The 14912-nt window shown below is 28.0% G+C and carries 14 protein-coding genes and 9 tRNA genes; 2 read left to right on the top strand and 21 right to left on the bottom strand.

Annotation, left to right across the window (positions count from 1 at the left end):
- Positions 1-28: 28 nt before the first annotated feature.
- From RATSFB_RS01755 to RATSFB_RS01705, 11 genes are all read right to left on the bottom strand, one after another.
- Positions 29-105: transfer RNA gene (locus tag RATSFB_RS01755), tRNA-Arg, on the bottom strand.
- 6 nt (positions 106-111) lie between these two features.
- Positions 112-185: transfer RNA gene (locus tag RATSFB_RS01750), tRNA-Gly, on the bottom strand.
- Positions 186-190: 5 nt separating this feature from the next.
- Positions 191-266, bottom strand: a tRNA-Gly gene (locus RATSFB_RS01745).
- A 21-nt stretch (positions 267-287) separates the two neighbouring features.
- A tRNA-Leu gene (locus RATSFB_RS01740) sits at positions 288-372 on the bottom strand.
- 6 nt (positions 373-378) lie between these two features.
- Positions 379-454: transfer RNA gene (locus tag RATSFB_RS01735), tRNA-Lys, on the bottom strand.
- Between the two features lie 4 nt (positions 455-458).
- Positions 459-534, bottom strand: a tRNA-Gln gene (locus RATSFB_RS01730).
- Positions 535-541: 7 nt separating this feature from the next.
- Positions 542-617, bottom strand: a tRNA-His gene (locus RATSFB_RS01725).
- A gap of 7 nt (positions 618-624) precedes the next feature.
- Positions 625-698, bottom strand: a tRNA-Gly gene (locus tag RATSFB_RS01720).
- A 3-nt stretch (positions 699-701) separates the two neighbouring features.
- Positions 702-777 (bottom strand) — tRNA-Pro (locus RATSFB_RS01715).
- Between the two features lie 116 nt (positions 778-893).
- Positions 894-1490, bottom strand: a complete 597-nt coding sequence (rdgB, locus tag RATSFB_RS01710) for an RdgB/HAM1 family non-canonical purine NTP pyrophosphatase (protein ID WP_044035623.1) — start codon at positions 1488-1490, stop codon at positions 894-896.
- A gap of 19 nt (positions 1491-1509) precedes the next feature.
- Positions 1510-2487, bottom strand: coding sequence for an AIR synthase-related protein (locus tag RATSFB_RS01705; protein WP_014094333.1), 978 nt, complete (start codon positions 2485-2487; stop codon positions 1510-1512).
- A 101-nt stretch (positions 2488-2588) separates the two neighbouring features.
- On the opposite strand from RATSFB_RS01705, the gene RATSFB_RS01700 reads away from it, so the two are divergent.
- Positions 2589-3959: a hypothetical protein gene (locus RATSFB_RS01700; protein WP_014094332.1), complete on the top strand. Its 1371-nt coding sequence runs from the start codon at positions 2589-2591 to the stop codon at positions 3957-3959.
- A 37-nt stretch (positions 3960-3996) separates the two neighbouring features.
- Here the strand turns inward: RATSFB_RS01700 and rbr are convergent, their stop codons facing one another.
- The 3 genes from rbr to RATSFB_RS01685 all read right to left on the bottom strand — a co-directional run bounded on the left by rbr (position 3997) and on the right by RATSFB_RS01685 (position 5755).
- Complete coding sequence (gene rbr, locus RATSFB_RS01695; RefSeq protein ID WP_014094331.1) at positions 3997-4551, bottom strand: rubrerythrin; 555 nt, start codon at positions 4549-4551, stop codon at positions 3997-3999.
- 77 nt (positions 4552-4628) lie between these two features.
- Complete coding sequence (locus tag RATSFB_RS01690) at positions 4629-5234, bottom strand: YczE/YyaS/YitT family protein (RefSeq protein WP_014094330.1); 606 nt, start codon at positions 5232-5234, stop codon at positions 4629-4631.
- An 86-nt stretch (positions 5235-5320) separates the two neighbouring features.
- Positions 5321-5755, bottom strand: coding sequence for a YaaR family protein (locus RATSFB_RS01685; RefSeq protein ID WP_014094328.1), 435 nt, complete (start codon positions 5753-5755; stop codon positions 5321-5323).
- Positions 5756-5900: 145 nt separating this feature from the next.
- Here RATSFB_RS01685 and RATSFB_RS01680 point away from each other — a divergent pair, with 145 nt between their 5' ends.
- Positions 5901-8486, top strand: a complete 2586-nt coding sequence (locus RATSFB_RS01680) for a calcium-translocating P-type ATPase, PMCA-type (RefSeq protein WP_014094327.1) — start codon at positions 5901-5903, stop codon at positions 8484-8486.
- Between the two features lie 22 nt (positions 8487-8508).
- Here RATSFB_RS01680 and RATSFB_RS01675 read toward each other — a convergent pair whose 3' ends face one another.
- The 7 genes from RATSFB_RS01675 to RATSFB_RS01645 form a co-directional block, all read right to left on the bottom strand.
- The gene (locus RATSFB_RS01675) at positions 8509-10350 is read right to left on the bottom strand and encodes a carbohydrate-binding domain-containing protein (RefSeq protein ID WP_014094326.1); all 1842 of its coding nucleotides are present in this window, start codon (positions 10348-10350) and stop codon (positions 8509-8511) included.
- A gap of 4 nt (positions 10351-10354) precedes the next feature.
- Positions 10355-11044: a DUF4956 domain-containing protein gene (locus RATSFB_RS01670; RefSeq protein WP_014094325.1), complete on the bottom strand. Its 690-nt coding sequence runs from the start codon at positions 11042-11044 to the stop codon at positions 10355-10357.
- A 29-nt stretch (positions 11045-11073) separates the two neighbouring features.
- Entirely contained in the window at positions 11074-11808 is a 735-nt protein-coding gene (locus RATSFB_RS01665) for a polyphosphate polymerase domain-containing protein (RefSeq protein WP_014094324.1), read from the bottom strand.
- A gap of 109 nt (positions 11809-11917) precedes the next feature.
- On the bottom strand, positions 11918-13156 hold the full coding sequence (locus tag RATSFB_RS01660; protein ID WP_014094323.1) for a sensor histidine kinase: 1239 nt from the start codon (positions 13154-13156) through the stop codon (positions 11918-11920).
- Positions 13156-13836 (bottom strand): response regulator transcription factor, encoded by a 681-nt coding sequence (locus RATSFB_RS01655; protein WP_014094322.1) that lies wholly within the window; start codon positions 13834-13836, stop codon positions 13156-13158. Before RATSFB_RS01655 ends, RATSFB_RS01660 begins: the two co-directional genes overlap by 1 nt.
- 93 nt (positions 13837-13929) lie before the next feature.
- The gene (locus RATSFB_RS01650) at positions 13930-14151 is read right to left on the bottom strand and encodes a hypothetical protein (RefSeq protein WP_242821406.1); all 222 of its coding nucleotides are present in this window, start codon (positions 14149-14151) and stop codon (positions 13930-13932) included.
- Between the two features lie 68 nt (positions 14152-14219).
- Positions 14220-14789, bottom strand: a complete 570-nt coding sequence (locus RATSFB_RS01645; RefSeq protein WP_014094320.1) for a hypothetical protein — start codon at positions 14787-14789, stop codon at positions 14220-14222.
- Between the last annotated feature and the right edge of the window lie 123 nt (positions 14790-14912).

Below are 14912 nucleotides of genomic sequence, written 5' to 3'. Positions count from 1 at the left end.
TCGTTTCTTTTCCTAAATTAATAATTATTGGCGTGTCTTAAGAGATTCGAACTCCTGACCTACGGCTTAGAAGGCCGTTGCTCTATCCAGCTGAGCTAAAGACACATAATATGGAGCGGGTAGTGGGAATCGAACCCACCTTGCCAGCTTGGAAGGCTGGAGTATTACCGATATACGATACCCGCACATTTGGAGCGGAAGACGAGGCTCGAACTCGCGACATCCACCTTGGCAAGGTGGCACTCTACCAACTGAGCTACTCCCGCAACAAAAATACAAATTTTATATGGTGCAGGTGAAGGGAGTCGAACCCCCACGCCGTAAGGCGCTAGATCCTAAGTCTAGTGCGTCTGCCAATTCCGCCACACCTGCATTCATTGGTGATTCGTCGGGGACTCGAACCCCGGACACCATGATTAAAAGTCATGTGCTCTACCACCTGAGCTAACGAACCATATTGGCAGGGATAGCAGGACTCGAACCTACGCATGACGGAGTCAAAGTCCGTTGCCTTACCAACTTGGCTATATCCCTATATCTATGGGGTGAATGATGGGACTCGAACCCACGACAACCAGAACCACAATCTGGCGCTCTACCAACTGAACTACATTCACCACATTTTGGAGCGGGTAGTGGGAATCGAACCCACCTTGCCAGCTTGGAAGGCTGGAGTATTACCGATATACGATACCCGCACATGGTCGGGGTGACAGGGCTCGAACCTGCGACCTCATGCTCCCAAAGCACGCGCGCTCCCATCTGCGCCACACCCCGTTAACTCAAGAAATCTAACATTTTAAAAATATATTAATTTCCTGCTCTCAACATATTCAATTATATATCGATATAATTATATTGTCAATATAATTTTTACTTTTTTATTTAAAATTTTATTTACTTAAATATTCTCTTAATTTGTTTAGTGCAATATACCTATGGGATATAGAATTCTTACACTCTTTTGTAATTTCTCCAAGTGTTTTAGAAAATTTATTTACATAAAAAATCGAATCATATCCGAAACCATTATCGCCCCTTTTCTCTCTTAGAATAAAACCATTTAATTCACCTTCAAATTGTTTTTCCTCTCCTGTTTCTAATATTATAGTTAAAACAGTCAAAAATTTTGAAGTCCTATGATTATCATCTATTTTTTCCATTAATTTTAAAACTTTATTATTATTTTCATCATCAGTTGCACCATCACCGGAAAACCTTGCACTCATAATACCAGGTGCTCCTCCTAAAGAATCTATAATAAGACCACTATCATCACTTAACACACAAAAATCTTTATAATGAATACTCAATAAATAATCATATATCACCCTAGCTTTCTTATAAGAATTTTCATGTATAGTTTTACCATCTTCAACTACATCAATAAAAATACCCTCATCTTTTAAAGATACAATATTAAAATTTAAATCTTTAAATATATCTTTTATTTCTTTTACCTTGTTATCATTGTTACTTGCAACAATCATCTTCATAAATATAATCCCCTTAAAACAAGTAAGAATCTTCTATATTTGCTAAAATTCTATTATCTATACCATTATAATTTATAAAATAATCTCCATCATCTATGACTTCCCCTATTACACTACACTCTATTCCTTTATCATAAAACGCATCTAATATATCGTTTTTATACATTTTATTAGATGTGAAAATTAAATTCCCAGAAGATACAATACGCAATACATCCTTATTTAATATAGAGCATAATTCCCTTGTAAGTTTGTGAATTTCTATATTTTCATTCACAATTCTAAAACCATTCTTTGATGCATAACTCATCTCAAGTAATGCTCCAATGAGTCCACCTTCTGTTATATCATGCATAGATGTAATATTAAAATTTTTAAGTATTCTACTTTCATCTTTTATGCTAAGATAAGTTTTAAACTTTTCGATATCTTCATCATAATTACAACTCAATTTATCCTTAACCTCATCAAATAAAAGAATTGTTCCTTCTATTCCAAGTGTTTTTGTTAAAAAGATCAAATCACCTTTTTTAGAAGTCGATGTTCTTACAATATCTTTTTTGTCTGCTACTCCTATAATGGTTACTGATACTACTATATCATTTACAATATTTGTAACTTCTGTGTGACCACCCAAAATTTCCAAATCATGTTCTATGCATTCTTTATTTATTTCTTCCATTAAAGACCTAAAATCTTCCATCGTTTTATTCTCTGGAATTAATATGGTTAAAATAATTCCATATCCATTTCCTCCTGTTGCGTATATATCATTTGAATTTATTATAATAGATAATTTCCCTATATCCTTTGATGTAAATGTAATCGGGTCTGACGATATAAGTATAAAATCCTCTTTAATTAATTTAATATCAATAATGCAACTATCTTCACCAATACTTGAAGATAATAATGTGCTTTTCTTTTTTATTCCCATGTAATTTTTAATTACATCATCAAAATCCTTTAAATTTAATTTTCCCATTTTCATTTAAAACACCTCCGAAATATTATATCACACATATCAATTAAAATTTTAATATTAGTATTTAATAAATAGTTGAAGCAATATAATAATTATGAGGTGACTTTATGGATCAAAATCATTTAGGAAAATTTTTAAAATTAAACTCTCTTAAATACCCATTAATAGAGTACCAGCTTTTTAATTTTTCAAAAGAAAGTTTAAAACAAATACTATTAAACTCAAAATGTGGAGAAATTATACACGGGAAAGAATTTAAAGATAGACCTCCGTCTACAGATCTTTTAAATACAAAACATATATATCCACTCGCATGTTTGTATAAAAAAGCTAAACCAAATATAAAATCAGAAAAACATATATTAAACTGGAAACAAGATAAAATTAAAAAAAAGGTCGACATACTAAGCAATGCTTACATGACATTATGCATTTTAAACCTAGCAAAATACTACGAAAAAATAATACACAATGAGAAAAAACGAAATGAAATCGTTAAATTTTATGTGTCATGTGCTAAACATCAATTAAATTACTATGTTAATAATTTTAGAAATGATATTGGATTATTTGTAGATATGGTCGCATCATACGATGATAAAAATAAAAATTACGTATCATTTAGTTCATATGACACATCTTTTGAATTTTCTCCACAGGCATATTTAATGGTTTGTTTCTCTAAATGTTCAAATCTTTTAAAAGATACAAGCCCATATAAAATACCCTTTCTAAATTTTTCGAAAGAAATCAGAGATATGTTTATTAAATTTAAAGATAATATCTTAAATTGTCCTAGTAAAAAATCTATAGAAATACTTTATGCCTTTTCTCTTTATATAGATACGTTACCAGACAATTCAATCATAGACTTGTCTTTAAATATAATAGAAAATTTCTTCTCTAAATACTCACTCTCATCTATTTCCACTTATGATAAATTTCTTCTCTACAATTCACTCATAAAATTAAAATCTACAATATCAAAACAAAATAATGATACATTACATGATCAAAAAAAGTTAATTTCAGAATACATTTGGGATTTAGATGAAATATTTTCAAACGAAAATTTGTGCAAAAATGAGATAACAGACACCTATGATATAATATCCTACGAGCTATATCTCCTTCGATTTAATAAAAGCGAATCCCAAAAATTCTACGATAATGTACTCATACCTTCAAAAATTTTCTCATCATTCCCAAACATTCCGAAAAATTATGAAAGTGAAAAATACTTTGGATTTAATCATAAAACTGAAAACATCATACCAGATAAATGTTTCAAACATTCATCATACAAAACCATGGATGAATGCAATCTAACCCCTATAATTTGCAAAAACATACATTTCTTATACGATAAAAATAAATTTTCAAAACCAAAAATCAAATTTGATTCTAAAATAAATATGAAATTAATTTATTTAATGATATATGAATTAAAAGATACAATAATAAAAGCAACCAAGTAAGCAGAATTTTATTCTGCTTACTCAATTGCTCTTTAAATTAAAAATTATTTTCTTGCAACTGATAAAATCCTTGTGGATGAGCACATACAGGACAAACTTCTGGAGCATTCTCTCCATATTCTAAATATCCACAGACTCTACATTGCCATATAACATTTTTATCTTTATGAAAAACTTCCCCATTTAATATATTATTCTCAAGTTTTGAGAATCTCTTAGAATGAGCATCTTCAATTTCTGCAACCTTCTTAAATTTTTCTGATAATTCCAAAAATCCTTCTTCTCTGGCTATATTTGAAAATTCTATATACATTTCAATTGATTCATAATTCTCATTTTTTATACTAGATTTTAAATTTTTAACTGTATCATATAATTGTCCTAAGTACTCATACCAAATTTCTGCATGCTCCCTCTCATTTAAAGATGTTTCATCAAATATAGAACCTATTTGCTCATATCCTTCTTTTCGTGCTATATTACCATATAATTCATACCGTACACGAGCTTCACATTCTCCAATAAAAGCTTCCCACAAATTTTTCTCAGTTTTTGTACCTTTAAGTTTATTTTTTATATCCATATGATCCATAAATGCACATCTCCTAAAATATATAAAACTCCAAATATATTATATGGATCATTAAAAACTTTGACATATGTAATTAATTATTTGTTGTATATCTTCTGAAATATATTAAAACCTTTATCTATAAAAATTCCCAAACATAAAGTATTAAAAATACTTCCTATACCTATTTTTGACATAAGTAATATTGAAAAAATAGCAAATGATAAATCCATTAAAATTTTTGCTTTAAAAATAGAAATATTAAACCTATTTCTTATAGACATAAATAAAAAATCATTAGGATGCGGTGAGTACCCTGGCTGTAGATAAATAGAAATTCCCATTGACAATATAACTATTCCTACCAAAAAAACCAAAATATTAATTAAAATCCCATCAAATGAAACATCTTTTATGATTAAAATCCAAAAGTCCACAAAAAAACCAACTATAAAAGATGTAATTAAGCATTCAAATCTTGGACGTTTCCTCAAAATAATGCTAGCTGCAATGATTGTAAATACTCCAACTATAAAACTAGACACAGAAGCCGGAATATTAAAAATATCTGAAATTCTAAGAAAAAGTGCATCTGAAAAAGATAATCCTAGACTCGATAAACTAATAATCCTTATACCTAAAGCTAATAGAAGCATACCTCCAAAAAAAAATACCAAACCTTTTAAATTTAATCCCTTGAACATTTTTGTAATTACCCTCCGAAAATATTTAAATGTTAATGTCGAAATTCTACCAAAATATTTTTTCTTGTTCAAATCAATTTAAAAATTTATTTATAAACATCTACTATAAGCCCTTGAATCTCATCAATAGTTGTAACTATAGCTAAATTATCCTTCTCATCGCCTATTATTTGATTAGTCAAATCCTTAAGTTTTTGATCTATAGTATCAACTGTTAAATAATATCTAGAATTAAATGCATCTGAAAACTTGTTTAAAGAATACATATCATCAAGCACCTTACCTAGATACTGCTTAACTAACTTTTTATATTCAACTACATCTCTATATTCTTTAGTTACAACCACTTTATTCCCTATCTTTTTTATAGAATCCAAAAGTTCCTTTAAATCTTTTTTAGATCTATTTGAAAGTTTGTTATCTAATTGACTCGTTAAAATATCAGCTCTATTTTTGCTTACCTTAACATTATTTGATAAATTATTTTTGTTCTCCTTAACTTCTAATCCAGATATCCTCATAGAATTATTACTCCTCAATAATTAAACTCATATATTATGATTATCTTTTTTTCAATTTATATTTAAATTATTTTTTATAAAAAACTAATAATTTTTGTGCAAAATAAAATAATAATATTCTAAATAACAAATGGAGGTTAAAATGATGTGGCACTCAAAATCAATTGAATACATTTCAAAAACTTTGAAAACAAACACAAAAACAGGTTTATCAACTTCCTACGCCTCTAAACTTTTACAAAAAAATGGCACTAATGAATTAAACAAAGAAATTAAAAAAAGCTTACTCAAACTTATATTTGATCAAATAAACAACATACTTATTTACATTTTAATTTTATCAAACATAATATCGTTTTTCCTAGGAAGCCATAAAGAAGCTATAATAATATTCTTAGTTATTATTTTAAATTCGTCCATAGGTATCATACAAGAATATAAATCTGAAAAATCTCTTGAATCTCTAAAAAAACTCTCCTCTCCAAAATCCATCGTTAAACGGGATAATAAGATAATTGAAATAAATTCAGAAAATTTAGTCGTAGGGGATATTGTTCTGCTTGATGCTGGTAGAATTGTACCTGCTGATATTAGACTTTTTGAGTGTGCAAATCTTAAAATAGATGAATCTGCATTAACGGGAGAATCTGTTCCGTCTGAAAAAAGTATAGATACTCTTTTAAAAGATGAATCTATTCCATTAGCAGATAGAAAAAATATGGGATATATGTCAACTATAGTTACATACGGACGTGGAGAAGGAATTGTTGTCTCAACAGGAATGAATACAGAAATAGGAAAAATAGCTTCTTTTTTAAATGATTCAAAAAATGAAATTACTCCTCTTCAAAAAAAGTTAAATATTCTCGGAAAAAACATAGGAATTCTTACAATTATAATATGTGTAATCATTATGATAACTGGACTCATTCAAGGAAATAAACTAATTGATATATTTTTCATCGCAGTATCCTTAGCTGTTGCAGCAATACCTGAAGGTCTTTCAACAATTGTTACAATAGTTTTAGCTATTGGAGTCCAAAAAATGATCAAAAAAAATGCAATTGTTCGTAAACTTTCATCCGTTGAAACTTTAGGATCTGTAAATGTTATTTGTTCTGATAAAACAGGCACTCTCACAATAAACAAAATGACTGTTATAGAATACTTCATAAATAATTCTAAATTTGATGCACGTGAATTTAAAAATGATGATAATACTAAAAAATTCTTCATAAGAAGTATGACTCTATGTAACGATTCAAGTTATTCTAAAGATGAGGAAATTGGAGATCCTACTGAAATTGCACTTCTTAGATTTGCATATAAAAATATAGAAAATCATAACTTCAAAAGAATTTCTGAAATACCTTTCGATTCTGATAGAAAATTAATGACCACAGTAAATAATGTTCATGATATTTTCTACTCTTTTACAAAAGGTGCAGTTGATAACCTACTTAAAATTTGCAATAAAATTTCTATAAATGACAATATCCACGAGTTAACAGATGATATTAGAAAAAATATTTTAAATGAAACTAAGAGAATGGGAGACTCTGCACTAAGAACACTCGGTTTTGCATACAAAGAAATCATAAATTTAACTAAAGACAACTATGAAGATAATCTCATATTCCTTGGAATAGTTGGAATGATCGATCCTCCTAGAGAAGAAGTTAAACAATCCATAGAAATTTCAAAAAAATCCGGAATAAAAACAATAATGATAACTGGTGACCATAGAAATACAGCCTTTGCTATTGCTAAAAATCTCAGTATAGCTGAAAACATAGATGAAACAATGTTAGGATCCGAAATAAATAAACTAACAGATAATGAATTAAATGATAAAATCAAAAATATCAGTGTATTTGCCCGAGTTTCTCCAGAACATAAAGTTAAAATTGTAAGATCATTAAAATCACTTGGAAATATAGTAGCTATGACTGGAGATGGTGTAAACGATGCCCCTTCACTAAAAATGGCAGATGTTGGTATATCAATGGGTATAACTGGAACAGATGTATGCAAAAATGCCTCAGACATTATACTTACAGATGACAATTTTAAAACTATAATCACATCTATTGAAGAAGGACGAAACATATTTAACAACATAAAAAAATCAGTAATATTCCTATTAACATGTAACCTTGGAGAAATATTAACAATTTTTGTATCAATTTTATTTAACTTTGAACTACCATTATCACCTACACATCTCCTGTGGATAAATTTAATCACAGATTCTCTTCCCGCTCTTAGCCTTGGAGTTGATACTCACGACAAAAATATAATGAATAATAAACCTAAAAAAAGTAATGAGAATTTAATTTCAAAATCAAATATTTTAAAATTAATTTTTAATGCATTAATAATTGGAATTGTAAGTATTATCTCTTTTCTTATTGGATACAAAAAAATCGGCCTTGTATATGCCCAAAGCATGACATTCATCGTCTTATCATTTTCTCAATTATTTTTATCACTTAGCATGAGATCAGAAGATAAATACTTATTAGAAATAGGATTATTTTCAAACATGAAACTAATTTTTTCAATATTAATAGGCTTAATTATACAAATAATTATAATAACAACTCCATCACTTAATATATTCTTTGGCACACAAACCTTGAGTACAAAAGATTGGATCACATCTATAGCTTTATCAATAATCCCATTTATTGTGAATGAATTTTTAAAACCTTTTTCAAAAAATAAATAGAGAGTAGTAATAACTACTCTCTTTATTGTGCAACTGTTTGATTATCAAATCCATCAGATCTTGGTCTCTGACCTCTTCCACCATTTCCACGTGTTATATTTGTTGTTAATACGTTCTCAAGTGTAATTTCTGTGCTGCTTCCACCTGATATCAAAGTATATTTATTATTTAAATTCAAATTTGGATGGGTTATTAAAACAGAACTATATGACTTAGGAGCCTTCCACGATACTACTTCATCTCCATTTGAATTTACAAGTTTAACTTCATTCTCATTTCCACTTGGAGCTGTATAGGATATAACTGGTTGTTTAGTATTTTCATTTATATTCTGGTTCATAGGAGTTCCCCCAACCCCAATTAGAATTCCTCCATTAACCGTAATATTACCATCATAATCAATAGCATTTTCTCCATTTCCAGGATTAGATGATACTAAAATATTACCATCATTTATAGTTATATTTCCATTTGAATCAATACCATCTCCACTAGCATCTATAACTAAATTCCCTCCATTAATTGTTATATATACATTTTCATCAGCAATCATGCCCCCTCTACCTCCCATCATTCCGCCATTTGGAGGTTGTTGTAATCGATTATTCCCACTAAATCCATTATTATCCCCCTCAGGAGGTGGTGCAGGAACATTATCTGCATTGAATGTAGTATTATTTGGATGATTAGTAGGAGTATTATCTACATTAGTATCATTATTAACATCTGGAGGTTTCGGAGCATTATTGTTTGTTGTAAAATTATGTCTATCCATAGTTTCACTACGTGTTACATTAGGGTTAGATGCATTAATACCATCATCACTTGACGTAATATTAATATTACCTCCATTTATAATTACCCTATATCCCTCGATACCTTCATAAGATTTCAAAATATTTATATCCCCAGAATTTATAATAGCCTCAACATCTGCACGTATTCCATCATCATCTGTTTTAATATTGAAATTTCCATCATCTACAACAACACTTCCTGTCGCATTTATAGCATCTTGTACACTTTCAATTTCAAAATTTCCACCAGCAATATAAATATTCCCCTTCTCTAATTCTTCTGTATTCTTACACCTAATCCCTTGACCATTTGATTTTATATTAAATATACCACCGTAAATTCTCACGGAATCTTTTCCAGAAAGACCTTGATCTTGAGATATTATGTTAAATGTACCAGATACAATATTTAAATCATTTTTAGATACTATAGCATGCTTATAATTAGATGTGACTTTTAACTCTCCATTACCATTTATAGTTAAATCATCCTTACTAAATATAACTCCATCAATATTATTATCATCTATATTTACATAATTAGCTCCTCCACTTAATATATTTGTAGTTCCTTCTTTCAAAGTCATTATAAGCTTATCTGCACTTTTTACATAAATAGCTGCACTTGTTTCATTATGAATATTAATACCATTTAAAATAATTCTAACATCATCTGTTTTATTAACGTCAACAATTATCTGAGCATTTTCCATATTCCCACTTAAAACATAAGTACCAGCCTTATTAATAGTAACAGTTTTATCGTTAACCAATACCCCTGTACCACTATAATTTATTTGACCATCCGATAGATTAATTTTAGTTGATAAATTTTCATCATAATCAACTTCATAATCTTTAACATTAAGTTCCTTTTTTATTACAGATTGAGTAAGTCCTGTCGATGAATTTGAACTCGTACTCAAATTTACTGATGAATTATTATTTTCATTCGATACATTTTGAGATGCATTGAGACTTGCACTAGTATTGGTTGTACCACATCCACTAAATGAAAATAATATAATACCAGAAATAACAGCCTGTAATAACTTAGATTTTTTCATAATATTACAGCTCCTCTCTAGAAGGTAAATTTTTACCAATTATAATTTCTAAATTTCCATTTCTACATCTAATATCATCAATCATTTCTTTTTCATTTATAGAATTTTTTATAACTATCTTATACTCTATCTTAAATAAACTACCCATGTTCATACTTCTAACCTGATAAATTTCCCAACTCTTTAAATATTTATCAAATATATCATTAAATACATTTGTATAATCAAATGACTCTGGTATAGTTATCTTAAGTGTCTTTTGGCGTGGGGGACCCTCACCAAATTTTGTAGCATTTAATAAAATATTTAAAGCCCCCATAATAATAACAAATAAAACTGCTATCCCAATATATCCCATACCGGTTGAAAGCCCAACTGCCATTGCTATAAATATACTAATTATTTCCTTTGCACTCCCAGGTGCTGATCTAAATCTTACCAGTGAAAATGCTCCAGTAACAGCAACACCAGCACCCAAATTACCATTAACAAGCATAATAACTAATTGAACAACCGCTGGCATAAGCGTAAGTGTAACTATAAAACCTTTTGAATAAACATTCCTAAACATATATATATAAGCAATACAAAATCCAAGAATAATCGATACACTCATACAAATTAAAATATTTTTACCCAAAATATTAGACGATGCATTTTCAATTAAAATAGAATCAAAAACCCAATTAAACATTTTAAACACACTCCCCCAAACTAAATTTTTTAACAAGCAAATTCTCTACTACCACATGAAAGATCTTTACAAATACATTCTCTATATCCTTTATTAATTTGATAAGCAACTCCATACTTAGAAAAAGATGTAGGATAAATACTCAAATCCGTTAAAATCCTACAAAGCCAAAAAGGCATTCCTCCACTAATCTTTATCTCCATTAAATATTCATCTTCTCTAATAACTCTGTCTCCCCATATACCACTCTTAAGGTCAAGATTATAATCTCTATACAAAATATTTTTATCAAAAGTTATCCTTAAATCGTTATCATAAATCCCACGCATGGCAATTCTATCATAAGAAATATACATACTAGGTATTACATTTTTATAATGATTCATCATCCAATCTATTTCTCTAATTACCTGAGTGTCATTTTTCGGATAATTATTAAAATAAAGATAATTTTCCGCATCACATATGTGCATTTTTTCACGTCTTTTATAAACAACACCATCATATTTTTTCTTAAGTTCTACAAACACAAACGAATTTTTATTTGGAACTCCATAACTTCTCATTCTCAATTTTTCTTTATATACAGGTTTATCTAAAGAATTCCTTATAAGTTGAAAATTTGAAGTATCAAAATATATATTACATATACTAGATCTTGGGAAAATATCATCTTCCATCTTATCCTTAAAAACATCCATTAACCTCAAATATTTTTCTTCAGTTAACATATACTTCTTCTCATATCTCATAAAAGTTTTCATAATGTCCTCTCCTTTACATAAAACAGTTTACAAAATAAACCTTAAAACAGCTTTAAACATATAAATAATTTAAAAAATAATATAAGATCCACTCATAATAAAGTGGATCTTATTTATTAAACAATATTTTAAAATTTATCTTTCCATCTTTTGAAAAAGCATTTATCTTTCCTTTATGATTTCTAACTATAGAATCAGCAATAGATAAACCAAGTCCATACCCTCCTGTTTCACGTGATCTCGAATTATCCATTCTGTAAAATCTATCAAATAAATAATTCATATTTCCATTTACATTATTATTAAAAGTATTAGAAACACAAAATTCTATCTTTCCGCTTTTATAATTCAAAAAAACCTCAATCTCCCCAAATTCATCGCTATATTTAATAGCATTATCCATCAAAATAGAAACTAAATCACGTATATCTTCCTCACTACAATTAAAAATTAAACCTTCATTAACATTTGTGACAATTCTCAAATTTTTACTGTTAGAGAATACCTCAAAATCATTTATTATTTCTAAAACAATTTTCCCAAATTGAACTTCCTTCCTATTAATATGAAAATTATTTTCATCCATTTTTGATAAAGATAATAATCTCTTCACTAAACCATCTAAACGTTTAACTTGATTTATGGTACTTTTTGTCCACTCATTTTCACCATTAAACATTTCCATAACTTCAGTATTAGCCAAAATTATGGCAAGAGGTGTTTTAATTTCATGTCCCGCATTAGTTATAAATATTTTTTGTTTTTCCATATTATCTACAAATGGTTTAATTGCATATTTAGATACAAAATTCAAAATAATACCAAATATACAAACAAATAAAATAACTACAAACACCGAAATAATACCAAAATCAATCAGTTTAGATATATCACTACTTAAATCTAAAAAAGACACAAGCTTATATTCATAAGCATCTAACACCTGAAATTTATAAATCCCCTTATATCCCTTATACTTATTTAGATTAATTACATCTTCAGCCAAACTCTTCACATCTAACAAATCTATAGAATCCGTATTTTTAATGTTTACAAAAATACGTCCATCATTAAAAATTTTCGCAGAAAAATATGTATTATGAGGAACAATTCCATTAAAATCATTTTTATAAAATCCATTAAAATCATATGGATTTGAAGGATTAACCCCCCTAAATCCCTTAGGTAAATTACCATCATATTCTGTAATCAACTCTAACAAAGTATTTGATTTAGTATTAACATTTATAATATTGATTAAATTTACAGTAATTATAAAGATAAATAACACAAAGAATAGTGTTGTTGATGTAATTATCATAAATTTACGTTGCAATCTATCAACCATTAACTATCACTCTTACTCTCAAGTTTATATCCAATGCCTCTAAAAGCTTTAATTTCTACAGGAGAACCAATTGAAATAAGTTTTTTCCTCAAATAAGAAATATAAACCCAAACCCCATTAATTTCAGCTTCAGAATCATATCCCCATATTTTATTCATAAATTTTTCACTAGATATTATAACATTTGGATTACTCATAAACATCTCAATCATTTGATACTCTTTATTACCAAGTCTAACAACTTTATCCTCATATGATAATTCAAAGCTTTGTTTATTTAAAAACATATTATTAAATTCCAAATTGTTTGATGTAACTCCATGCTTTCTCCTAATAACGGCTCTAACTCTAGCTAAAAACTCCTTAATATCAAAAGGCTTACACATGTAATCATCTGCACCAAGATCAAGACCTATAACCCTATCATCTATTTCTCCTTTAGCTGTTAATATTAACACAGGTACATCCACATTTTTTTCTCTCAAAATTTTTAATACATTCAACCCATCAATCTTAGGCATCATAATATCTAAAATTATCAAATCATATTCGTCATTAAGTATCCAGTCTAAAGCATCTTCCCCATTATAAACACAATCAACTGAATAATAATTATGTTTTAAAATAGCTACAATAGCATTAGAAAGCTCTTTCTCATCTTCAGCCAATAATATTTTCATAAACAAACATCCTTTTTAAAATTATATATATAATTATATAACTTAAACCTTAAATTTACATAAAAAATAACTTGGAATAAGCATTCCAAGTTATTATTTAAATGTATAGTAAATTTTTTCAAGTTCTTTCTTAGTAAATCCAGTATATTTAATAATTTTATTCAATTCTTCTTTATTTTTCATCATTTCAACAGCAAGTTCTACCTTAGCTTGATTCTTACCTTTTCGTATCATTCTACCAGAAATTTCCCTCTCAACATCATTAGATGCACTCTTCATTCCCTCTTCAAATATCATCTTCCCAATCTTATACATCTTTATCTCCTTCTTCACCTTATACATATCAGACTCATCTAAAAAACTTTCTGCTAAAATTAAAATTATTATAATAACACTATGTTTTTTTTTGTATTCAAATCATTTGCTAACCTTAGCCCTTCAAGTATCAATGTTATCTTCTCTCTCTTTGAATACATATATGGAGTAAGAGAAAGTATCAAATACTCTTCATCAGTAAACTTCTTCTTTTTAGCCGCCTTAGCTGATAATTTCATTAAAATCTTATCTCCATTAAAACAATCTAAATACATATCTGTATAAAAAAATCTTAGAGATGTAAATGCCATATTTTTTACTATTTTACGAGATCTCTGTGGGTAAACTAAAACTAATTCATAATCATACTTATTTTCATATATGAGAAATGATGAATATACTAGAAACTTATATATATCATTATAAAAATATTCTTTTTTAAATTCAAAATGTATGATCTTATTTTTTTGAGTCATCATAGTAAAATTAAGCACTGCATCTTTTATGTAAAAATTATCTTGCTCTCTTCTCTTCACGAACTTACATTTATATGGAAACCCCAAAATTTTAAGCTTAGTATCCTCAAAAATATCTATTATAGCATATTCTATTAACCTATCTAAAATATTAAGTCCCATAATAATCAATACTTCTCCCACAAAATTAAAAAGCTCATAACATATTTTGTGAAAATCAATGAATTTATATACTAATTTAACATCACTACTTATTAATTTTTAAAAAAATAATTTAACAATTTA

Origin of the sequence: Candidatus Arthromitus sp. SFB-rat-Yit (assembly GCF_000283555.1) — a bacterium.
Classification (GTDB): domain Bacteria; phylum Bacillota; class Clostridia; order Clostridiales; family Clostridiaceae; genus Dwaynesavagella.
The sequence above is the reverse complement of the archived record's forward strand: the minus strand, read 5'-3'. Positions and strand labels throughout refer to the sequence as shown.

Excerpts from the sequence above, each read along its gene's own strand:
- rdgB (WP_044035623.1), bottom strand. The coding sequence starts at position 1,490 with ATGATTGTTGCAAGTAACAATGATAACAAGGTAAAAGAAATAAAAGAT.
- RATSFB_RS01705 (WP_014094333.1), bottom strand. The coding sequence starts at position 2,487 with ATGAAAATGGGAAAATTAAATTTAAAGGATTTTGATGATGTAATTAAA.
- RATSFB_RS01700 (WP_014094332.1), top strand. The coding sequence starts at position 2,589 with ATGGATCAAAATCATTTAGGAAAATTTTTAAAATTAAACTCTCTTAAA.
- rbr (WP_014094331.1), bottom strand. The coding sequence starts at position 4,551 with ATGGATCATATGGATATAAAAAATAAACTTAAAGGTACAAAAACTGAG.
- RATSFB_RS01690 (WP_014094330.1), bottom strand. The coding sequence starts at position 5,234 with ATGTTCAAGGGATTAAATTTAAAAGGTTTGGTATTTTTTTTTGGAGGT.
- RATSFB_RS01685 (WP_014094328.1), bottom strand. The coding sequence starts at position 5,755 with ATGAGGATATCTGGATTAGAAGTTAAGGAGAACAAAAATAATTTATCA.
- RATSFB_RS01680 (WP_014094327.1), top strand. The coding sequence starts at position 5,901 with ATGTGGCACTCAAAATCAATTGAATACATTTCAAAAACTTTGAAAACA.
- RATSFB_RS01675 (WP_014094326.1), bottom strand. The coding sequence starts at position 10,350 with ATGAAAAAATCTAAGTTATTACAGGCTGTTATTTCTGGTATTATATTA.
- RATSFB_RS01670 (WP_014094325.1), bottom strand. The coding sequence starts at position 11,044 with ATGTTTAATTGGGTTTTTGATTCTATTTTAATTGAAAATGCATCGTCT.
- RATSFB_RS01665 (WP_014094324.1), bottom strand. The coding sequence starts at position 11,808 with ATGAAAACTTTTATGAGATATGAGAAGAAGTATATGTTAACTGAAGAA.
- RATSFB_RS01660 (WP_014094323.1), bottom strand. The coding sequence starts at position 13,156 with ATGGTTGATAGATTGCAACGTAAATTTATGATAATTACATCAACAACA.
- RATSFB_RS01655 (WP_014094322.1), bottom strand. The coding sequence starts at position 13,836 with ATGAAAATATTATTGGCTGAAGATGAGAAAGAGCTTTCTAATGCTATT.
- RATSFB_RS01650 (WP_242821406.1), bottom strand. The coding sequence starts at position 14,151 with ATGTATAAGATTGGGAAGATGATATTTGAAGAGGGAATGAAGAGTGCA.
- RATSFB_RS01645 (WP_014094320.1), bottom strand. The coding sequence starts at position 14,789 with ATGGGACTTAATATTTTAGATAGGTTAATAGAATATGCTATAATAGAT.